Source organism: Romboutsia lituseburensis DSM 797, from assembly GCF_900103615.1.
GTDB classification, from domain to species: Bacteria; Bacillota; Clostridia; order Peptostreptococcales; family Peptostreptococcaceae; genus Romboutsia_F; species Romboutsia_F lituseburensis.
Genome location: NZ_FNGW01000007.1, coordinates 22,052 through 45,693, shown reverse-complemented (window position 1 = coordinate 45,693; position 23,642 = coordinate 22,052). Strand labels below are relative to the sequence as shown.

The following is a 23,642-nucleotide window of genomic DNA, read 5'->3' as shown; positions in this document are numbered from 1 at the left end:
TATACATTTAAATATATTAGGACATTTTTTGTCCCTATATTGATTTTTCATCCCATCAAAGTTAAAAAAATTAGAACTATTAAAATATTCATTTTCTGATATTATACCACAATATGAACCATTTTTTTCATAATATTATTATATTATAAATTTTTTATTTTAATATCCTAATTTTTTTAATTTTATTATGCTATTTTTTTACTTTTATATTTTCCTTTGATAATAGATGTTCTAATTCTAATAATAAGTCGTTTGAAATACTTACATTCACACCATTCCACTTATATAATTGCTTCGTTTCTTGAGCATATAAAAATATATTTTCACTTCCAGGATATTTGCTACATATTTTAATAATATCATTCATTATCTCTTTATTGTTGAAACTATCTATTTTTAAATATAAGCCTAGCTTAGAGTCTACTTTAGCTGGTGAACTTTCTCTTTTATTATAGTTATATCTATTCTCTTCAAACCTTGATTTGTCACTTATATCTTTTATTTCTCTAGCTATAAGTTTTGCATTTTCATCTTCTTTTATACTTAAAGTTCCTTTTATATATACTATATCATCTTCATTTAATATTTGATTATACTTTTGTAACAACTGTGGGAATATTATAACTTCTATAGCCCCATACAAATCTTCTAATTCTATGAATGCCATTAAATCATTTCTCTTAGTTGTTTTTATAGTTTTATTTGTTATCATACCGCCCATTATAACTTCTCTTTCATCAAGAGCTAAATAACTTTGTGTATCATCTTTTAAAGCATTTAATTTTCCATTATCTATTGATGTATTTCTTTGAATTTCTTCTTCAAATTCGGCCAAAGGATGTCCACTAACATACATACCTAATACTTCTTTTTCTAGGTTTAACCTTTCTCTTTCTTCATATTCATTTATTTTTGGAATTGCACTTACATTATGAAGTTTATTATTTTCTTCTTGAGCAGAGAACGCTTCAAATAAAGATATTTGGCCTTGTACATTTTTCTTTCTATCCATAGCAATACTATCTAATAGATTTTCATATCCTGCCATTAAGCTCGCACGATTTTCACTTATTTCGTCAAATGCCCCACATTTAATTAAACTCTCTATTACTCTCTTATTCGTGTCTTTAGAATCCAGCCTTTTTGCTAAATCTCCAAAGTCTTTGAAATTTCCATTTAATTGTCTTTCGTTAATTATATTGTTTATAATATTTACACCAACATTTTTAACTGCGGCTAATCCAAATCTTATGTTATTACCTTCAACTGAGAACTTAGAGAAACTTTTATTTATATCTGGCTTTAAAACTTGAATTCCTAAAGAATTACATTCTCTTGTATATTCAACAACTTTATCTGTATTTCCCATTACACTTGTTATTAAGGCTGCCATAAATTCAACTGGATAATATGCCTTTAAATATGCCGTCTGATAAGATAAAACACCATATGCAGCTGCATGAGACTTATTAAATGCATACTTTGCAAAATCTATCATATCATCGAATATTTTATCCGCTATATCTTCTGGTACACCATTTCTTACACAACCTGAGATTTCAATATTTCCATTTTCATCCTCTTTACCATGAATAAAATATCGTCTTTCTTCTTCCATTACGTCCATTTTTTTCTTACCCATAGCTCTTCTAACTAAGTCACTACGTCCATACGTATATCCTCCAAGTTCTCTAACAACTTGCATTACCTGTTCTTGGTATACTAAACATCCATAAGTAACTTCCATTATAGGTTTTAATTTTTCATGTAAATACTTTACATGATGAGGATTATTTTTATTTTCTATATATGTTGGTATAGAATCCATAGGACCTGGTCTATATAAAGAAATTCCAGCCACTATATCTTCAAAATTATCTGGTCTTAATTGTTTCATGAAAGTTCTCATCCCAGCACTTTCTAACTGGAATACTCCAAGTGTATTTCCTGATGATAATAGTTCATAAACTTTGTGATCATCATAATCCATTCTTGAAAAATCTATTTTTCTTCCATAATTTCTTTCTATTAACTCAAGAGCATCCCTTATTACTGTAAGCGTTCTTAAGCCAAGGAAATCCATCTTTAAAAGCCCTAACTCTTCTAAAGTCGTCATTGTAAATTGAGTCGTTATTGCATCTTGATGTTTATACAACGGCACATATTCATCTACAGGATTTTTAGATATAACAACACCAGCAGCATGTGTTGATGCATGTCTTAGCATACCCTCTATTTGTTTAGATATATCTATAATTTCTTTTGTTTCTCTATCCTGTTCATATAAAGCTCTTAAATTTGGATTTGTTTCTAAAGCTTTATCTATTGTCATTCCCAATGCAAAAGGTATCTCTTTTGCTATTTTATCGACTTTATTATATGGAGTATCTAAAACTCTACCAACATCTCTTATTGCAGCTTTAGCACCCATTGTTCCAAATGTAATTATTTGGGCAACATGATCTTCTCCATATTTCCTTTTTACATAATCTATAACTTCTTCTCTTCTTTCATAACAGAAGTCTATATCTATATCGGGCATAGATACACGCTCTGGATTTAAAAATCTCTCAAATAGTAGCGAGTATTTAATTGGATCTATATCTGTTATTTTAAGAGTATATGCAACTATAGAACCAGCAGCACTACCTCTACCAGGGCCTACCATTATATTATTTTCTTTAGAGAAATTTATAAAGTCCCATGTAATAAGAAAATATTCAACATATCCCATTCTTTCTATTACATCAAGTTCATAATTTAGTCTTTTTATAACTTCTTCAGTTGGAGTACCATATCTTTCTTCTAATCCTTTAAAACATAATTCCCTTAGGTAGGTATCAGGTGTATAGCCACTTGGTACATCATATTGAGGAAGATGTATTGTATTAAAATCAAACTCAACATTACATTGTTCAGCTATTTTTACAGTATTTTCTATAGCTTCAGGTGCATATGGAAATAACTCTTCCATTTCTTCTCTGGATTTAAGATAAAATTCATCACTTCCGAATCTCATACGATTTGGGTCATTCACGGTTTTACCCATTTGTATACACATAAGTACATCATGTATTTTAGAATCTTCTCTATTTACATAATGAATATCATTGGTCGCTACTAATGGTATTCCTATTTCCTTTGATAACTTAACTAACCCAGAATTTACTTCTCTTTGTTCTGGTATATTGTGATCTTGTATTTCCAAATAAAAGTTATCTTCACCAAATATTTCTTGATATTGTAATGCTAACTTTTTAGCTTTTTCATAGTTTCTATCCATAAGAGCTTGTGATACGTCTCCAGCTAAACATGCTGATAATGCTATAATACCTTCGCTATGTTGTTTAAGCTCTTGCATATCTACTCTAGGTTTATAATAAAATCCTTCAACATATGATGTAGATACCATTTTTATTAGATTTTTATATCCGTCCATATTTTTAGCTAATAAAACTAGATGTCCTTGATTTTTATCATAGTTAGGATCTTTATCTTTTAATGTTCTTGGTGCTGTATAAACTTCACACCCTATAATCGGCTTTATTCCTTCTTTTTTTGCTGTTTTATAAAAATCTATTACTCCAAACATACATCCATGATCTGTTATAGCAATAGATGACATATTTAATTCTTTTGCTCTAGCCACTAGTTTCTTAACCCTTGAAAATCCGTCAAGTAAACTGTATTCGGTGTGAACATGAAGATGTGCGAAATCTTTGCTCACGAAACCACCTCCCGTCTTATCTTTTAATATTACCACAAAAACATATCATAAAACAAAATTCATCCTTCTTATTTTAATCAAAATTAAAATACCCAAAATTAATTACTTAACTTTGGATATTTTGTATATTTATTTAATTCGAATTTTTTACCATATTCTTATATCCTGCATAGGTTGCATAAAAATAACCTAAATAAATAACTAAAAATATTAAAGCTGTTGCTATTGATGATACTCCTATATTTGGCCTTCCAAACATTTTTATAAATTCAGTTATAACATATATTGCAACTGTAGAGTGTACAAATGCTAAACCTAGTGGTAATGTGAAATGTATCATAGTTTGAACAAATATAGTTTTATTTATCATACTGTCTGTAGCCCCTATACGTTTTAATGATTTATATCTCTCTATATTGTCGCTAGCCTCAGAAAGTTGCTGTAATGATAATACAGCCATGCTAGATATTAAAAATACTATTCCTAAATAAATTCCAACAAACAATATAGTAGTTGTCATTCCTTTATTTTCTAAATATGCTTGATCTTTTGTAGTTCCTAATATAAATCCATATTTAGAATTCCCTTTTCCTTCTAAAAATGATTTAAATAATTTTGAATATTTCTCTTCTGACCTTTTTCTTGATTCATCACTATAATTAATATCTATGCTAGAAAAAGTATAATCTTTAAGTTCTATACTTTTTAGTAAGCTATCATTAATTATTAATGTAAACATATTTATATCCATTGCAGATGTGTATAAGGCATCCGTTATTATTTTACTATTTTTCACTGTACAATTTATATCATTAATTGTTAACTCTCTATTGTATTTTAATATATCATTTATTATGTTAACTATTTTACTGCTATTTGAAATTAATAATACTTCATTTTTCTTTAAATTAATCTTATTTTTTCCATCTAAATTTCTAATTTTATTATAATCAGAAATTGTTATTATACTTGAACCATAAGTTTCTATTTTATTTAAGCGTTTATAATCTTCTTCTTTTATTTTGTCTTTAAATAATTTTTTTATATCTGATTTACTACCATAAACTGTATACTCAACATACTTTTCATTATTATCAAAATCATATCCTAGCTTATGTATACTCTCAGAAATACTTTTTATTTCATCATCTTCTGAAATATTCATTCTTGCGCTAGCATCAAAAGGTGTATTATTTTTTAAATCTTTCTCTAATGCATTTTTAAAGCTAATACCAGTTGATAGCATACCTATAGTTAAAAAAAGCATTAAACATATAACTGACATAGATATAAAATTTGTCTTAACTTTATTGCTTATCTGATTTAATATAAACATATTTAAACTTTTAAAATATATATTTTTATTTCTTTTAATTAAGTTTAATGCAAATCCAGCTAATCCAAAAAATAATAAAAATGTACCAAATATGCCTAGTATTATTGATTTAATAAACAATTTATTACTAGCATCTAATCCTGATTCTATAACATATATATAAGCTATAATTATTAATATTATAGATATTATAAACGTCACTATATATATTATCGGTTTTTTTAATTTCATAGCTTCATTTTTCCTAGATGCATTGAGCATATCTATAATTTTATATCTCGAAATTATAAGTGTATTAAATATTATCACAAGTATAAATATTATACTAAAATATAGTGCTGTCTTTAATATGGCACTATATGAAATTATAAATATATATTCATTCATTGGTATATCAAATAATTGCGAGGTTAATAAAGATAATCCTTGAGAAAAAATTATACCTAATATAAGACCACTTAAAAGCGACAGTAATCCTACAAAAAATGCTTCTAATACTAATATTTTGGATATTTTTTTAGTCCCCATACCCAAAGACATATATATGCCAAATTCTTTTTTACGTTTTTTTATTAGGAAATTATTAGCATATAATATAAGTGAACCTTGTATAAAACTTACAAATAAAGATATTAAACCAATTACCTTTATAACTGAATCCATTAATTCTAAGTCACTTTTTCCAATTTCTATTATAGCTTTTTGTGATTCTATTGAGTTAAAACTATAAAATATACAAACAGACAAAGTTAGTGTTAAAAAATATATTGTATAGTCTTTAAAACTTTTTTTTACATTACTTAAAGCTATTTTAAAATACATTATTATCATCACCACCTAATAGCGTAACTACATCCATTATTCTATTAAAAAATTCCTTTCTATTATCATTTCCTTTTATTAATTCATTAAAAATTCTCCCATCTTTTATAAACAACACTCTATTTGAATAGCTTGCTGTAAATGCATCATGTGTAACCATAAGTATTGTTGCTTTTAATTCTGTATTTAAATTTTCTAATCTATCTAAAAGCATTCTAGCTGATCTAGAGTCTAATGCGCCTGTAGGTTCATCTGCTAAAATTAAGGCTGGGTTTTTAACTATCGCTCTTGCTGAAGCTACTCTTTGTTTTTGTCCACCTGATATTTGATACGGATATTTATTAAGTACGTCATAAATACCTAATATACTAGCTATTTCTCTTATTTTTTTATCTATATTATGTACGTTTTCTCCCTTTATAGTTAAAGCTAAAGCTATATTCTCATAACAAGTCAATGTATCTAACAAGTTAAAATCTTGAAATATAAATCCTAATTCATCTTGCCTAAACTTATCTAATAATTTAGATTTTAACTTAGTTATGTCTTGATCATTTATTATTATTTTTCCTGATGATACATTATCTATTGTTGATATACAATTAAGAAGAGTTGTTTTTCCACTTCCTGAAGGGCCCATTATACCAACAAATTCACCCTCATCTATTCTAAAACTTATATCATCTATAGCTTTCGTTATATTCTCTTTATTACCATAATATTTCTCTATATTCTCTACTTTTAGTATGCTGTTCATGTTTGTCCTCCTTATATTGACTTTTAAGTACTTAAATTTATAAGTATATTTTATATTTCTTATTTATAATAAACCTTACATAAATTCTTATTTAATATTACATTTTTGAAAGATAACAAATTTCTATAGACATTATATAATAAGTTTTCCTCAGTATCTGAATAAATATAAATTTATCGCATAAAAAAGGAGTTATATTTAAATATAACTCCTTTATCCTCTAAAACATATAAACTTATTATTAATCTCTTAACTTGTTAGCAATTTCTTCTAATTTTCTTAGCCTATGATTTACTCCAGATTTTCCAATAGGTGGTTCTAGCATTTCACCTAACTCTTTTAATGACATATCTTCATACTCTACTCTAAGCCTAGCTATTTCCTGTAAATTTTCAGGCAAACTATGTATACCTATTGTCGCTTGTATTAATTTTATATTTTCTACTTGTCTAACAGCTGCATTTACAGTCTTCGAAAGGTTTGCTGTTTCACAATTTACTATACGGTTAACGTTATTCCTCATAGCTTTTACTATCTTAGTGCTTTGTAAACTTAACAACGCATTGTGAGCACCTATTATACTTAATAAATCTGATATTTGTTCACTTTCTTTTAAATATACAACGTAATTATTTTTTCTAGCTACTATTTTACAATTAAATCCAAAAGAATTTATTAATTCTTTTAAAGATTCAGCAAAATCTTCATTATTTGTCACAAATTCCATGTGATAATTTTTGCCTGGATCACTTATAGATCCTCCACCTAAAAATGCACCTCTTATAAATGCCCTTTTACATTCATCATGCTCCATAAGATTTGTCGGAACTTTGTTTAAAGTGTAAAACCCGTCTCCCGGTGCTAATATTCCTAGTTCTTTTATAAGCTTTTCTGCTCCCATTTCACTTGTTACCATTAAAACATAACTATTGTTTCTTTTTAACATTTGGTTTTTATTAACTGAAATAGTTGTATTTATTCCAAAGTTTTGTTTTAATAGCTTAAATATTTTACGAGCTATTGAATTTAATTCTGTGGTGATTTTTAAATTTAATTTTTTATAGCCTACAATTTGTATACTTCCTGCTAATCTTACTAAAGCTGCTAATTCTGTTATATTGCAGCAAGGGTTATCTGATGTAATCCTCGCTAGTTCATTTTTTGTTTCAGCTGAAAAAGACATGTGCATCACCTATAAACTAGTTCTTTTTTAATCTTTTTTTTATTTCTTGTAGAGCTACCTTTATTATTTCTTTCTCGTCATCATACCTAGCTAAATCTACAACTCTATCTAAGTGTATAAACTTTGCATCAATAAACCCTTCCTCTTTTTGAGGAACAGTATCCATACTTCTAGCTTGCATAAGATACCAGAAAACTGTCTTATGAACAGCTCTATTTTCATCCCAGTTTTCTTTAAAGGTATAATGAATTTCGCCCAAATATTTTAATATATCCGCTTTTACGCCTGTTTCTTCTAGCACTTCTCTTAGTGCTGCTTCTTGCCTATTTTCTCCTTCTTCTACCTTTCCTTTTGGTAAAACCCAATCTCCATTGAATTTTCTAAGCAAAAGTATAGCATTGCCAAACAGTACTACACCACCGGCACTAACCTCTTCTCTCATAGATGTTCACTCCTTAAAACTAACATAATAATAAGGATTTCTACATAAACCTTTAAAATCCTTTTTTACTTGCCTGTGTCATTTTTATGACGTAGTGCCAAATCAACAACCACATTAGATATATGATTTGCATCATGTCTAATATAGTTATTTTTTATTTCTATCAAGTTCTCTTCTATAGTTTTTACCCCCATACTTTTTAAATATTCTTTTTGATCTTTATCTAACAATACTTGTGTTGCTCCATCATTTTGATATATTTCAAATATATCTTTAGGTAACACTTCATTATTAGCAATGACATAGTCTAGTATGTTTTCTTTTGTATGCTTCACTATAGAATTTACATGATCTAATACATTATAATTATCTGTTTCTCCCGGCTGAGTCATTATGTTAGATATATATACTTTAGGAGCCTTAGATTTCTTTATCGCGTCTACTACTCCTTCTACCAATAAATTTGGTATTATACTTGTATATAAACTTCCTGGCCCTATAATAATTATATCAGCATTTGCAATAGAATTGATTACTTCATCCAAAGGTTTTACGTCTACCGGATCTAAATATACCCTTTCTATAGTACTTTGTTGACTTTTTACTTCTTTAGGTATAATAGATTCTCCCTTAACCTTATTTCCATTTTTAAGCTGAGCAATTAATTTTATATCTTCTAATGTCACAGGTAAAACTCTACCTGTTATAGCAAATATTTCACTCATTTTATATACGGCAACTTCAAAGTTACCGTATAATCCATTCATAGCTGCTAAAAATAGATTTCCAAAACTTTGACCTTTTAATGCTCCTTCTGTAAATCTATATTTCATTACCTCATCCATAGTAGGTTCTATATTTGCAAGAGCTAATAGACAATTTCTTATATCTCCTGGTGGTAACATTCCTAAGTCTTCTCTTAAAACACCAGACCCTCCACCATCATCAGCAACTGTAACTATTGCTGTAATGTTTTGTGTATAGTGTTTTAATCCTCTTAGAAAAACTGATTGACCTGTTCCTCCTCCAATCACAACAACGTTAGGCCCTAAATCATCTTCATGTCTCAAGCCATTAAATATGCGTGATTTTTGTTTTACTACTTTTCTATATAAGAATAGAGATATTATCAGTGCAATCCATCCTGTTACCCCTATTACTATAAGTACACTTGTCATTTTGTCCTCCATATTATCTCAACATAGAGTCTCTATGCTTTTTAATCACTCTATATCCTTTATTAATTAACTCATCATATATAAGATTTGATATAGTTACAGATCTATGTCTTCCTCCTGTACATCCTATCCCTATTACTAAATGTTGCTTTCCTTCTTCAATATACTGAGGAACTAAAAACTGTATCATATCATTTAATTTACTAAAGAATTCTTCACTTATTTTTGAATTCATTACATAATCTCTAACATCTTGGTCATCACCTGTTTTAGGTCTTAATTCTTCTAAATAGTATGGATTTGGTAAAAATCTAACATCAAATACTAAATCACAGTCTGCTGGTATTCCATGTTTAAATCCAAATGACACTACTGATATAGTTAATTTATTATTTTCTTCGCCTACACAATAAATTTTACTTATTTCATCCTTTAAATCTTTAGGCTTCATATTAGTTGTATCAATTATGCAATCTGATATTTCTTTTAGTGGTTCCATTATCGTTCTTTCCATTTTTATACCTTCTGGTATTTGCATATTTCTTGATAATGGATGATTTCTTCTTGTCATTTTATATCTTTTTAATAAAACATCATCTGAACAATCTAAGTACAGCATTTCGTACTTGTAATTTTCTTTTCTTAAGTAATTTAAACTTTCATGTAAAGCTTCAAAAAACTTTCTTCCTCTTATATCTATCCCAAGCGCTACTTTATCAATACTTGAGTTTGGTTGATAGCAAAGTTCTGCAAACTTAGTTATTAATGCAGGGGGCAAATTGTCTACACAATAAAAGCCCATATCCTCTAAAGCTCTCATTGTTTCACTTTTTCCTGATCCTGAAAGACCTGTAACTATTACAAATTTCATATATACTCCCCCTTAATTTATAATTTAATATTTTCTACTAATGATAAATCCAGGTTAGCTTCTCTTATGTTTTTCATTGCTAACTCAAAGTTTCCTACATTTTCTGGTCTATGTGCATCTGATCCTATAATAAATTTATTTCCTATATGCTTAATTTGATTTAATTGACTTGCATTTAAGTAGCTATGACTACTATTTATTTCTAATCTAGTATCTGTATCTTTTGCTACTTTTGCAATTTCTTCGATATATACATCACCTTTATCTCCTGGATGAGTGATTATAAATATATCATTATTTTTCATAGCATTTATTATAGCCTTAGTATTGTACTCTTTTGATTTTTCATTCTTTAGCACATAATTATTGCAATGATTAAGCATACTTTTTAAAGATGTTGGCGATGATCCAAAATGATAACCTGCCATTACATAATCTAGTAGCTTAGAAACTTCATCATTTATATCTATATTACCATTTTCATCTAATATATTGCACTCCATACCTAAAAGTATATCTATATTAGAATATTTAAGATTTAGTTTATTAACTTCTTCTCTCATCTTATATATATCTTTAATCTTGACTCCATAAGTCATATGTTTATAACTATGATCAGATATGCCTATTGTCTTTATACCTTTAGATATTGCCTCTTTTACATTATCTTCTATTGTTCCTTTTCCATGGCTATACACTGTATGTGTATGATAATCCGCTAGTATTTGCATTATTAATCCTCTCCAAGTATTTTAACTTCTTCCTCAAGCATTATTCCAAATTTTGCATTTACTGTGCTTTTTACTACATACATTAACTCTAGTAAATCTTTAGCTTTTGCATTTCCTAAGTTAACAACAAAACCACAATGCTTCTCAGATACTTGAGCACCTCTTAATGTTAGTCCTCTTAGTCCACTATCTTCTATTAACTTTCCTGCAAAATGACCCTCTGGTCTTTTAAATGTACTTCCTGCACTAGGTAAACTTAATGGTTGTTTAGTCACTCTTCTTTGCGTAAAGTCCATCATAGTAGCTTTTATTTCTTCATGATTTCCTTTTTCTAATTCTACCTCTGCTGATAATACTATATAGTCTGTTTTTGAAAGTATACTTCTTCTATACCCAAATTCCATCTCTTCATTTGTAAACTCAAATATATTACCATCAGTATCCATTAATTTTACTGATTTAACTATATCCTTCATTTCTCCACCATAAGCACCTGCATTCATAGCTAAAGCACCACCAAGTGTTCCAGGTATACCTGCTGCAAATTCAAAACCTTTTAATTCTTCTTTAAGAACTGCCTTTCCAACTACTGAAAGTAATGCACCTGATTGAATTTTAACTTTATTTCCTTCTATTTCAAAATGGTTGAAGTTATTAGATATTTCTATTACTACACCTCTTATTCCACCATCTTTTATTAATAAATTTGAACCATTTCCTATAATTAAGTATGGAACGTTTTCTTTTTTTATTAACTTAATTATATCACTTAATTGTTGTTCAGTCGTTGGTTTAACTAATATATCTGCAGGACCACCTACTCTAAATGATATATGCTTCTTCATAGGTTCATCTAACTTTATATTTTCCTCACCTACTATATTTAATAAACATTTATATATATATTCCTTATTCATATATTTCCTCCTAGTTTATACTATTTATTCATTATTTATCTATATTAACTATATTATTAATTTCATCTATTTATATATAATAATGTATTAAAAAAAAAATAACAATATAAAAAGCCTTTAATATAAATTAAAAAAGCGTTGATATAACTATATCAACGCTTGAGTTTTCTCTTTAATTTGTACTAGTTACTTTTTGCTTTTTTAAATAACAGCTATGATACATGTAAGGGACAATTATTCCTCCACCTACAATATTTCCTAATGTAACAACAGCTAAATTAGTTATTAACTGTGCCATTGTTACTTTAGCTCCTAACATCATACCCATTGGAATAAAAAACATATTTGCAACACTATGCTCAAATCCACATAATACAAATAGCATTATTGGGAACCAACAAGCAAATATTTTTGAAATTATATCTTGTGCACCTGTAGCCATCCAAACTGCTAAAACAACTATCATATTACATAGTATTCCTCTTAAAAACATTTGTGTTATTGTAAGATTTGCTTTAGCTTCTGCTAACCCTATAGCTTTAGTAGCTGCATCACCAGATAATGTTGCTGAATAGAATACTACTAAAACCAATAACAATGAACCTATAAAATTTGCTATGTAAACAAGTCCCCAATTTCTAAATACCTTACCCATTGTTATTTTTTTCTCCATAACAGCTAAAGTCATTAAGTTGTTTCCAGTAAATAATTCTGCTCCACACATTACTACTAGCATAAGTCCAACTGGGAAAATCATTGCTCCTGCAAATTTTGCAAGTCCTGCGTCAATTCCTCCTAGTGTTTGAGTTATTAATATGTTTCCTAATCCTCCTAAGCCTATAAAAATACCTGCAAGAATTCCTAATAAAATGCAATTTTTAGCTGAAAAATCAGCTCTTTTTGTATTTACATTTACTATTGCACTTGCAATTTCCCCGGGTGTTAACATTCTTTTGTCCATAATTCCACCCCCAAATTTATTTATAGATAAGCTTGCAAAAATATTATAACACCGTTTTCCTATATTTTGGTTAAAAAACCAGTTGTATACATTAAACCTTTATAATATTTTATGTTATATTTAGTTTATTAATTTCTAAAATATTTGTCTTTTTTTATAAAAACTATTTAACATAAGTTTAGCTGTTTATTGTATACAAACTCAATTTTTTATTGTATAATTATTTCTGTTGTGCTTTTCGACAAAAATATTCATATAATGAGTTTATATGAATTATGATATTATACTTTATATTTTATATTTTAAGGAGGACTTTTATATGTCAGATAAAAAGATGCTTATGCCTGCTGAAGTTGCTGAATACACTGTTAAAGCTGGTATAAAAAAAGCTAACACACCTACAAAACAAGTTTTAGCTTCTGCTTTCTTAGCTGGTGCTTATATAGCATTCGGTGCTTTAGGATCAATAGCTGCTGCTTATAATTTATTAGCTAATCCTGCTACTTACGGGTTAGGGAAAATGGTAGCTGGACTTATGTTCCCTGCTGGACTTATGTTTGTTTTAGTAGCTGGTGCGGATTTATTTACAGGTAATATACTTGTTACTTTAGCTGCTTTAAAGAAAAAGGTTACTTGGGGTCAAACTTTTAAAAACTGGGCTCTAGTATGGATTGGTAACTTAGTTGGTGCAGTACTTGTTGCTTACCTTGTAAGTTTATCAGGTGTATTTGATTGGAGTAATGGATTATACGGTGGTGTTGTAGTTAAAACTGCTGTTGGTAAACTTGGATATACATGGGTTGCTGCTATAGCATCTGGTATATTATGTAACTGGATAGTTTGTGCTACTGTTTGGATGACATACGCTGCTAAAGATGTAGCTGGTAAATTATTAGCTGGATTCTTTGGTATATTCTTATTCGTATGTGCTGGATTTGAGCATAGTGTTGCAAATATGGGATATTTATTCGCTGGATTCTTCAGTAAATCTAACCCAGCATTTTTAGAAGCTGCTCATAAGACAGCTGCAGATGCTGCTGTTATAAACTTACCAAATATATTTGTAAATAACTTAATACCTGTTACTATAGGTAATATATTAGGTGGAGCAGTATTCGTTGCTGGTGTTTACTACTTCATATTCCTTAACAATAAGGAAGAAAATTCAGCTCAAGAAAAAAAAGCTGCTTAATTTATAAATAAAACTTAAATAGTTATTTAAAAAGGATGAATTATGATAATATTTCATCCTTTTTTATTTTATATTTTGCATAAAATAATATTTATATTGATTTGTTTCTTGACTATTTATCACGTTTAAATTAATATTAATGTATTTATTGTAGATTAATAAACAAGGAGGTCATACATTGATAGACTTATCTTTTTTTAAAGGTTCTGGCTATGAAATACTTGGTACAGCTGTATATATAATTAATTTCTTAGTTATTTTAAACCTTATTTTTAGAGAAAAACGTAGTATTGAAACAACTGTAGCTTGGATACTTATTTTAAGTACCATCCCCGCATTAGGATTTATTTTATACTTTAGTTTCGGAAGAGGAATCTCTAAAGACAATATGTTTAAAATAAAAGAAGCCGAAGATAAAATAATAAAAAATAATATCTTAGATACTCATGTTAAACTTGAATCAGCTAACAAATTTGAACCTAATGTTGTAGGTCATAGAGATATGATTTATGCCTTAGCTAATTCAAACAATGCTCATTTTACCGATAATAATACAGTTGATATTTATCCTGAATCTAGTGAATTTTTCGATTCATTATTAGATGAATTAAAAAAAGCAAAAAAATATATAAACATACAATTTTATATATTTAAAGATGATGAAATCGGAAGTAAAATTCTAAATATTCTTTTAGAGAAAGCTAAAGAAGGTGTTGAGGTAAGACTTTTATATGATGCAGTAGGTAGTAGATTATTTTCTGATAAAACTATTCTTAAATTAAAAAAGAATGGTGTAAAAATAGGGGCATTTTTCCCTTCATTTATGAAGATTGTTAATTTTAACTTAAACTATAGAAATCATCGTAAAATAGTAGTTATAGACGGTAATGTTGGTTTTGTAGGTGGAAACAATGTTGGCGATGAGTATCTAGGTAAAGATCCTAAATTTGGAAATTGGAGAGATACTCACCTTAGACTTACTGGTGACTGTGTAAGAGATCTAAATATAAGATTTATATTAGATTGGAGATATACTACTAAAGAAAATTTAGAATTAGACAAGTATTTTAATGATGATTGTTGTGTAACTATGCCAGCTTCATCTTCTACATCTAATAATGTTGGTGTTCAAATAGTTTCTAGTGGTCCAGATATTACTGAGTTAGATGAAATAAAGTATGGATATATTAAAATGATTCAAGGTGCTAAAAAATATGTATATATACAAAGCCCTTATTTCATTCTAGATAGAACTCTTACTGATACTTTAAAAATAGCTTGTTTATCTGGTGTTGATGTAAGAATAATGATACCTTCTAAACCAGATCATCCTTTTGTTTATTGGGCATCTTGCTCATATGCTGGAGAACTACTTAAGTTTGGAGCTAAAGTGTATACTTATGATCAGGGATCTTTCCTACATGCTAAGACTGTAGTTATGGATGATGCTATATGCTCTATAGGTACAGCTAATATGGATATAAGAAGTTTTGAACTTAACTTCGAAGTTAATGCTTTTATGTACTCTTCTGAGGTTGCTAAAAAGCAAAGATTAATATTTGAAAATGATATATTAAATTCTAAAGAAATGACTTTAGATTTATATAACTCAAGACCTACTAATATAAGAATGAAAGAATCTATCTCTAGACTTTTATCTCCTGTATTATAATAAAATATCCTTTCACTTATATAGTGAAAGGATATTTTTTGTTATAAATTACTTAAATTCGCTATTGAAGCTTTTCTTTTATTTTTTATATTTTCTTCTAAGTTTTCCACTATTTTAAAAGCTTGAGTTGGACATACCCTTTGACACGCAGGACCATCTGGTGATGAAATACATAAATCACACTTATTAGCTACCATCTTTTCTACACAATATAATTTATCTTTATTAAAACTATCTATTACTGCAAAATCTATGGCCCCTATAGGACATGCTAACATACATGTTTTACATCCTACACACTTTTCTTCTTCTATTTTAATTACATTATTTAATTTACTTATTGCATTATTAGGGCATACATTTAAACAAGGTGCATCTTCACAATGTCTACACTGTATAGGAGCACTTACTTTATTAGTTTTTATTACTTCAAGCTTAGGGTTAAAATTTATATCTTCTGGATTTTGATAAAATATATTTTCTTCAGAATGTGCTACAACACATGCTACTGTACACGTTCTACATCCTATACATTTATCAGGATCTGCTATTACAAAATAATTCATATTTATTTAACCAACTCCTTCTTTATACAATATTTAGTATGTAAAAGGTGATGTGATTTTTCCCCTAATGGTTCTCCTAAATATTCATTATACATTTTTTGAATTTCTAAATTCTCATGTGACTTTCTTGTTGGTAAGTTTTGATCATGGCTATAAGTTGACTTAATTCTATTTTCATATGCTTCTAATCTATACTCTTCTAGCAATAATTTAGGTTGACCCCCACCACTTACACATCCTACTGGACAAGTCATTACCTCTATGAAATCTAACTCTAGATTTCCAGCTTTTAATTTCTCAAGTACTGGGATTACATTTTTAAGTCCTGTTACAACACCTACTTTTAAATTAAGATCCCCTACTTTTATTTGTTTTTCTCTAAATCCTTCAGTTCCTCTTACTTCTATTACATCTACACTTGGTATACTTTTTTTAGTGATAAGCTCATATCCAGTTCTTATAGCAGCTTCCATAACTCCACCTGTTACGCCAAATATAGTACCAGCGCCACTATACTCACCTAGAGGAGTCTCAAATTTTGTTTCTTTTAAATTTTTAAAATCTATATCCATATCCTTTATTAAATATGCTAGCTCTCTAGTTGTTAAAACTACATCTACATCTTTGTACCCGCTAGAATTCATCTCTTCTCTATCACATTCAAATTTTTTACAAGTACAAGGCATAATAGATATACTAAATATTTGTGATGGATCTATATTATTAATTTTTGCTCCATAAGTTTTAAATACTACTCCTGCCATTTGTTGAGGAGATTTGCATGAAGATAAATGATTTGTTAACTCTGGATAATTATCTTCCATAAATTTTACCCATGCTGGACAACATGATGTAAACATTGGTAAATTTTCTTGCTCTGTTATCCTCTTTATTAATTCTGTGCCTTCTTCCATTATAGTTAAATCAGCTGCAAAGTTTGTATCATAAACTCTATCAAACTTTAATGCTTTTAATGCAGCTGCCATTTTTCCAGGTGTTAACTCTCCTAGATTATATCCAAAGTCTTCACTAAGTGCTACCCTTACAGCTGGAGCACATTGAACTACAGTAAAAATATTAGGATCTTGTAGTGCCTTTTTTACTTTTTCTACATCACATTTATTGTATGCTGCAAACATAGGCTCTTTTATGATTGATGGAATTTTTCTTTGATTTTTTATATTATCTACAAACTCAATACTTTCATCTATTATAGATGCATATGACTTGCATACTTGTACACATTGTCCACATATTATACACTTATCAACATTTATTTGTTGTGGTTTTCCCTGTTCCCCTTCAATTGCATCCACAGGACAGACTTTACTACATTCTCTACATCCCGTGCACAAATCTTTATCTATATCAACTATCATAAACGCTCCCCCTTAACTTATTTTATTTATTAGCCATGAGCAAACTTGCTGCTGCTTTTTTATTTTTAGCTTTTTTATCGTCCATGGGTGTAACTAGTTTTAGGGCTTGTTGTGGACATGCGTTTACACAAGCTATTTTTTCTTTATCTTTACATAAATCACACTTATATGCTACTTTATTACTTTCTTTTAATGCCGCTTGCTCAACCTCTTCACCGTCTTTATATTGTGGCAATAAATCTATGGCTCCAAAAGGACATGCAACTAAGCACGTTTTGCATCCGATACATTTTTCCTCGTTGACAATCATAACATTATTTTCTTTTTTGATTGCATTAACTGGGCATGTATTTAAACAAGGAGCATGCTCGCATTGTCTACATTGTATTGGCATATAAAATTTTTCATCTTTAACTAGATACAATCTAGGTATTACCGGTATTTCTACTGTTCCAACTGTATATCTAATATTATTTTCTTCATTATGGGTTGCAAAACATGCAAGTTCACAAGACCTACACCCTGTGCACTTATTTGGGTCTGCTATTACAAATGAACCTATTTGATTTTTCATATTCCCCTATTTCCCTTCTTAAAAGTATTTAATACTTCCATTTAAACCTTAATTAACACTCTCTGAGGATTTGTATAAATATTCATTCTTTCTCCTCTTACAAAACCTATAAGAGTTATATTTAATTTATTTGCTAGTTCTATTGATAAGTTCGTAGGTGCTGATTTTGATATGATTACAGGTATTTGCATTTTAGCTGCTTTAAGCATCATTTCTAATGAAATTCTTCCACTTACTAAAATAATTTTATCTTCCAAATTAATGCCCTCTAATATACAGTGTCCGATAGCTTTATCCATTGCATTATGTCGTGCTACATCTTCACAAGTTATTACAGCCTTATTTTGATTAAATATAGAAACACTATGTACTCCACCAGTGTCTTTAAACAATTTAGATGAATTTAAGTTTTTATTCATTATTTCATATATAGTTTCTATCTCTATGCTCACGCTATTATTTTCTACCTTTTCACATTCTATATAGTTTAATGGATTCAAAAATATCATTTCTTTATTTAAACTTGTATGTCCTTCATTAGATATTTCTACATTTACTATTGATTCTAACTCATTAACTTCTATTTTCTTAATATCATTTTTATTTTTTATATGACCTTTAGTTGCTAAAAAACCGACTATTAGTGGTTTTATATCTCTTGGTGTACATAAAAACGTACTATGATAATTTTTATTTAATATAAGGCTAAGTGGATATTCTCCTATTATATCTTCTTCTATATATTTTACATGTTCTTTTTCTATTTTAATAATTGGCTTCTTATATACATCGTCATATTTATAATCAATTAAAATATTTTTCTGATTTTCTTTTTGTAATTGTTGATTTTTAAATATAAAAGATTCTATAAATGATACTATTTCTTCTAAATTATTTAGATCTAAATTTAATATACCTTCAACATTTTCATCTGTTGCTAGAGCCAAAAAAGTTCCTTTTTCAAACTTTTCATCATTGAATAAAAATTTATTATCTACTGATTTTCTATGTACTTCAATCTTAGGAAAATTATTGTTTTTAAATCCTTCTGTAAAAATAATATCCACATCATTAAATAATTTAACAATATTATCTATTCTTTCTTCTTCATTTAATGACTTCATTAATGCTATTTTTTCCTTTGATGCTAGTACAACTTCTAGAGCTCCAGCTTTTGCAAATTTATAACTATCTTTTCCTTTTTTATCTACTTCAAATTTATGAGCATCATGCTTTAATGCTCCTACTCTATATCCTTTTTGTGTAAATTTTTTTATTAATGATTCTACCAGAGTTGTTTTGCCCATCCCTGATTTAGTCGACACTATTGATATAATGATTTTATCTGATGTTGGATATATATTTTTCATTTGTCTTATACCTTTCTAGCAGCTTTTATATCATTTTCAATAATTTAAGCATTTTCAATAAGCATTTGTTTTCTTATTTTTGTATACTCATCTTTAATAAATTGTTCTGCTTTATCTTGATCTTCTATTTTTTCAATTTTTATTGCACAATACTTATATTCAGGTGTTTTAGATATTGGATCTAAGTTAGCTATTGTAAGTTCATTACATGCTCCTATCCACCACTGATATGTCATATATGTAGCCCCTTTATTAACTCTATCTGTCACTAATGCTCTAGTTACTACACTTCCTCTTCTTGAACTTACCCTTATAAGTTCTCCATCTTCAATACCTAAATTAGTTGCATCTTCTTCATTTATTTGAAGATACCCTGGTTCATCCTCTAGCTTAGCAAGAGCTCTACAGTTACCTGTCATAGTTCTTACAGAATAATGACCTACTTCTCTTACTGTACATAAACTAAATGGATATTCATCATCTTCAACTTCCATAGGTGGTCTCCATTCTGTTGCAAATAAATTCGCTTTTCCACTTGGAGTTGAGAATACTTCACCTTCATATAAATACTTAGTTCCTATATCATGTTCACCTTCATCCCTACAAGGCCATTGAACACTTCCTTGAGCTTCCATTTTTTCATATGTAGCTCCTTTAAAACTTGGGCATAAATTTCTCATTTCATCCCAAATTTCTTTAGTGTTTTTATACTTCATCGAATATCCCATTGCTGTTGATATTTCGCATATTATCTCCCAATCTGTTTTAACGTCACCTTTTGGTTCTACCGCTTTTCTCATTAATTGGAATCCTCTATCTGCACAAGTATAAACCCCATCATGTTCTCCCCATGAAGTAGCTGGTAAAACTACATCTGCATGAAGTGCTGTTTTATTCATAAATATATCTTGTACAATTACAAATTCTAACTCATCTAAAGTTTCTCTTACTTCTGCTGCATCTGGATCACTTTGGACTGGGTCTTCTCCAAAAATATAGTATGCTTTAAGCTTATGCTCCTTAAGTACTAGATGTGGAACCTGAGTTAAGCTATAACCATTATTTGGCGATAATTTTACTCCCCAAGCATTTTCGAATTTTTCTCTTACCTTATCGTCTACTACATTTTGATAACCTGGATATACATTAGGAAGAACTCCCATATCACAAGTACCCTGCACATTATTTTGCCCACGAACTGGTCCTATACCAACACTTTCTCTACCAAAATTACCTGTAAGAAGTGCAAGTGATGCGAGACCCTTAACAACATCTACCGCTTGACCAAATTGAGTTACACCCATTCCATAAAGAATCATTGCATCTTTAGCCTTCGCATATTCTCTCATAGCTTTTCTAATTAAATCTGCTGGAACTTTTGTTATTTTTTCAGCATATTCAGGTGTATATTTTTTTACAATTTTTTTATATTCTTCAAATCCTACTGTATTTTGTTCAACAAATCTTTTATCATATAATTCTTCTTCTATTAATACATTTCCAAATGCATTAACTAAAATCATATTAGTTCCACCTTTTATAGGTAAATGTAAATCTGATATTCTTGCTGACTCTGTAATTCTAGGATCAGTTACTATAATTTTTGCTCCTTTTTCTTTTGCTCTTACTATCCTTCTTGCAACTATTGGATGTGAATCTGCTCCATTATATCCAAATACAAAAAGCAAATCACTATTTTCTATTTCTGGTATAGAGTTTGACATTGCTCCATTACCTAACGAGTAAGCCAGACCGGCTACTGATGGTGCATGTCAAACACGTGCGCAATGGTCAACATTATTTGTACCAATTACAGCCCTCATAAATTTTTGCATTATATAGTTTGCTTCATTCCCTGGCCCTCTTGCTGAACCTGTCCCCATTATAGCATCTGGTCCATATTTTTCTTTTATTTCACTCAATCTAGAGGCTGTATAGCTTATTGCTTCATCCCACTCTACTTCTTCTAATTGTCCATTTTTTCTTATCATAGGCTTTTTTAATCTAGATGTTAAAATTTTAGGGTCGTTTAAAAAGTCCCATCCATAGTGTCCCTTTAGACACAAATTACCTTCATTAGTTCTTCCATTTGCAGGTTCTGCTCTTACTATTTTATTATTTTCTACTACTAAATATAGTTGACAACCAGCACCGCAGTAAGGACAAACTGTTAACACTTTATTCTCCATTGACAATCCTCCCCCTCAAGTTTTTTGAGTAAATTTATTTTAAATACTTCTTGTCTATAGATGAAAAATAAATTTGTCGTTAATATAGAAGTAATATAAAATCGCACTAAGTATTTGATTATTTTTTACAATGCTTGTCTTAAATCGACCTTATAAAAGCCATATAAATTAATTTATATTCAATAAAAGTACATTAAATTCCTTTAATGTTTCAGAATCTAACGATCTTTTAATTTAATATAATGTATAATTTTTACCTATATATTTTTTTAGATCTTCTTGAGTATTTAAATTTATGTATATGTCTTCATTAAATCCTTCTTGCTTAAATTCCTCATCATGTATAACATTAACTTTTATATCTTGTGAATTTAAAAAGCTTCTAATTGATTTAGATTTTTCATTATAAATATATTCATATAAGTTATCTTTTAGTGATGTCTTATAAAATCCATGAAAAAATTGAACCCTACCTTTTATATTTGATATATATACACTATATTCTCTTTCTGTATTTAAGTCTTCTACTATTTTATTTTTCAGATAATTTATATAATAATTATCTATATTTGGCATATCACAAGCTACTATATAAGAGTACTTACTTTTGCTTTTACTTAATCCTGCTAATATCCCTCCAAGAGGCCCTACATTTTTTATATCATCACAAATAATTGTATATTTACTATTTTCATACTGCTCAGGTTTATTTGTTACTATAATTATCTCTTCAAAATGTCTTTCTAAATTTTTTATAACTTTATACATTAATCGTTCATTATCTATAACTAGAAATTGTTTATCAAATTTCATCCTTAAACTTCTTCCTCCAGCTAGAATTATAGCTGTATTAGAAATATCCATATACATCATCCCAACTTTTTAATTTTAAGATTGCTTTTTATATTGTAAATAAAGTAATATTAAATTAGCTATCTTACGTAAATTATAATATATATTTATTGTGTTGAAATATGTTATATTTGTATAATATAATTTTATAAATAAATTTTAATATATGACTGTAATTGTGTATAACCTTAGCAAAACTTATCAAATGTAACTTATTAAATATTTTGAATCTTTAAATATTTTATACCATTCATAATATTTTATATATTATAATATATTTAAATACATCCTAATAATTTGATTAAATTCAGGTATTATATATCTCTATTATTTATTCATACCATTACCTATCTTTAATAATTCGCTACACTTTTTAATCCAATTAATAAATTTAAAACCAAAGGGGGATTTGTATGTGTGATTTCATTTCATGCAATAAGAAATTATTTGAGCAATTAGATAGCTTCATTGATGCTCTTCCATCTAAAAAAGGTGCTTTAATACAAGTACTGCACCATGCACAAGGTATATTTGGATATCTACCTAAAGAAGTACAACTTTATATAGCTAAGGCTTTAGATATATCTCCTTCTAAAGTTTATGGTGTTGTAAGCTTTTACTCTTATTTTACAACTGAGCCAAGAGGAGACTATAAAATTAGTGTTTGCTTAGGTACTGTATGCTTTGTTAAAGGATCAGATAAAATACTAGCTGAGTTTGAAAAACAACTTGGTATTAAAGCTGGAGAAACTACTAGTGATCTTAAATTCTCTCTTGAGGGATTAAGATGTGTTGGTGCATGCGGACTTGCTCCAGTAGTTGTAGTAAATGGAAAGGTTTATGGACAGGTTACGCCACAGCAAGTTACAGAAATACTAGACCACTATAAAGATTTAGAATTAAATTGCTAAGGGGGATGTAGA

The 23,642-nt window shown here is 28.6% G+C and carries 19 protein-coding genes; 3 read left to right on the top strand and 16 right to left on the bottom strand.

From position 1 onward, the window contains the following. Window positions 1–190 precede the first annotated feature (190 nt). From BLP75_RS13300 to BLP75_RS13255, 10 genes are all read right to left on the bottom strand, one after another. Window positions 191–3,727, bottom strand: a complete 3,537-nt coding sequence (locus BLP75_RS13300) for a DNA polymerase III subunit alpha (RefSeq protein WP_092726813.1) — start codon at window positions 3,725–3,727, stop codon at window positions 191–193. 133 nt (window positions 3,728–3,860) lie between these two features. Beyond that, window positions 3,861–5,885, bottom strand: coding sequence for an ABC transporter permease (locus tag BLP75_RS13295; RefSeq protein WP_092727125.1), 2,025 nt, complete (start codon window positions 5,883–5,885; stop codon window positions 3,861–3,863). After that, window positions 5,875–6,642: an ABC transporter ATP-binding protein gene (locus tag BLP75_RS13290; protein ID WP_092726811.1), complete on the bottom strand. Its 768-nt coding sequence runs from the start codon at window positions 6,640–6,642 to the stop codon at window positions 5,875–5,877. Before BLP75_RS13290 ends, BLP75_RS13295 begins: the two co-directional genes overlap by 11 nt. A gap of 241 nt (window positions 6,643–6,883) precedes the next feature. Beyond that, window positions 6,884–7,825 (bottom strand): DNA-binding protein WhiA, encoded by a 942-nt coding sequence (gene whiA, locus BLP75_RS13285; RefSeq protein WP_170139044.1) that lies wholly within the window; start codon window positions 7,823–7,825, stop codon window positions 6,884–6,886. Window positions 7,826–7,841: 16 nt separating this feature from the next. Beyond that, entirely contained in the window at window positions 7,842–8,267 is a 426-nt protein-coding gene (locus tag BLP75_RS13280) for an NUDIX hydrolase (protein ID WP_092726808.1), read from the bottom strand. 65 nt (window positions 8,268–8,332) lie between these two features. Next, entirely contained in the window at window positions 8,333–9,445 is a 1,113-nt protein-coding gene (locus BLP75_RS13275) for a gluconeogenesis factor YvcK family protein (RefSeq protein WP_092726806.1), read from the bottom strand. Window positions 9,446–9,458: 13 nt separating this feature from the next. Next, entirely contained in the window at window positions 9,459–10,316 is an 858-nt protein-coding gene (gene rapZ / locus BLP75_RS13270; RefSeq protein WP_092726805.1) for an RNase adapter RapZ, read from the bottom strand. Between the two features lie 17 nt (window positions 10,317–10,333). Further along, on the bottom strand, window positions 10,334–11,047 hold the full coding sequence (locus BLP75_RS13265; RefSeq protein ID WP_092726803.1) for a PHP domain-containing protein: 714 nt from the start codon (window positions 11,045–11,047) through the stop codon (window positions 10,334–10,336). A 2-nt stretch (window positions 11,048–11,049) separates the two neighbouring features. After that, window positions 11,050–11,964: a UDP-N-acetylmuramate dehydrogenase gene (gene murB / locus BLP75_RS13260; RefSeq protein ID WP_092726801.1), complete on the bottom strand. Its 915-nt coding sequence runs from the start codon at window positions 11,962–11,964 to the stop codon at window positions 11,050–11,052. Window positions 11,965–12,136: 172 nt separating this feature from the next. Further along, on the bottom strand, window positions 12,137–12,925 hold the full coding sequence (locus BLP75_RS13255; RefSeq protein WP_092726800.1) for a formate/nitrite transporter family protein: 789 nt from the start codon (window positions 12,923–12,925) through the stop codon (window positions 12,137–12,139). A gap of 319 nt (window positions 12,926–13,244) precedes the next feature. Between BLP75_RS13255 and BLP75_RS13250 the strand changes: the two genes are divergently transcribed. Further along, a complete protein-coding gene (locus BLP75_RS13250; protein ID WP_092726798.1) occupies window positions 13,245–14,117 on the top strand; it encodes a formate/nitrite transporter family protein in 873 nt (290 codons plus the stop codon). Window positions 14,118–14,295: 178 nt separating this feature from the next. Continuing rightward, window positions 14,296–15,789 (top strand): cardiolipin synthase, encoded by a 1,494-nt coding sequence (gene cls, locus BLP75_RS13245; protein ID WP_092726795.1) that lies wholly within the window; start codon window positions 14,296–14,298, stop codon window positions 15,787–15,789. A 41-nt stretch (window positions 15,790–15,830) separates the two neighbouring features. Here cls and BLP75_RS13240 read toward each other — a convergent pair whose 3' ends face one another. From BLP75_RS13240 to mobA, 6 genes are all read right to left on the bottom strand, one after another. Further along, the gene (locus tag BLP75_RS13240) at window positions 15,831–16,355 is read right to left on the bottom strand and encodes a 4Fe-4S dicluster domain-containing protein (protein WP_092726792.1); all 525 of its coding nucleotides are present in this window, start codon (window positions 16,353–16,355) and stop codon (window positions 15,831–15,833) included. A gap of 2 nt (window positions 16,356–16,357) precedes the next feature. Then, complete coding sequence (locus tag BLP75_RS13235) at window positions 16,358–17,734, bottom strand: [FeFe] hydrogenase, group A (RefSeq protein ID WP_092726790.1); 1,377 nt, start codon at window positions 17,732–17,734, stop codon at window positions 16,358–16,360. A gap of 22 nt (window positions 17,735–17,756) precedes the next feature. Beyond that, the gene (locus tag BLP75_RS13230) at window positions 17,757–18,308 is read right to left on the bottom strand and encodes a 4Fe-4S dicluster domain-containing protein (RefSeq protein ID WP_092726789.1); all 552 of its coding nucleotides are present in this window, start codon (window positions 18,306–18,308) and stop codon (window positions 17,757–17,759) included. 41 nt (window positions 18,309–18,349) lie between these two features. After that, window positions 18,350–19,678 (bottom strand): formate dehydrogenase accessory sulfurtransferase FdhD, encoded by a 1,329-nt coding sequence (fdhD, locus tag BLP75_RS13225; protein ID WP_092726787.1) that lies wholly within the window; start codon window positions 19,676–19,678, stop codon window positions 18,350–18,352. A gap of 44 nt (window positions 19,679–19,722) precedes the next feature. Further along, window positions 19,723–21,867: a formate dehydrogenase subunit alpha gene (gene fdhF / locus BLP75_RS13220; protein ID WP_092726785.1), complete on the bottom strand. Its 2,145-nt coding sequence runs from the start codon at window positions 21,865–21,867 to the stop codon at window positions 19,723–19,725. 234 nt (window positions 21,868–22,101) lie between these two features. Further along, window positions 22,102–22,731 (bottom strand): molybdenum cofactor guanylyltransferase, encoded by a 630-nt coding sequence (gene mobA, locus BLP75_RS13215; protein WP_170139043.1) that lies wholly within the window; start codon window positions 22,729–22,731, stop codon window positions 22,102–22,104. A gap of 401 nt (window positions 22,732–23,132) precedes the next feature. On the opposite strand from mobA, the gene BLP75_RS13210 reads away from it, so the two are divergent. Continuing rightward, on the top strand, window positions 23,133–23,630 hold the full coding sequence (locus tag BLP75_RS13210) for an NADH-quinone oxidoreductase subunit NuoE family protein (protein ID WP_092726783.1): 498 nt from the start codon (window positions 23,133–23,135) through the stop codon (window positions 23,628–23,630). Window positions 23,631–23,642 lie beyond the last annotated feature (12 nt).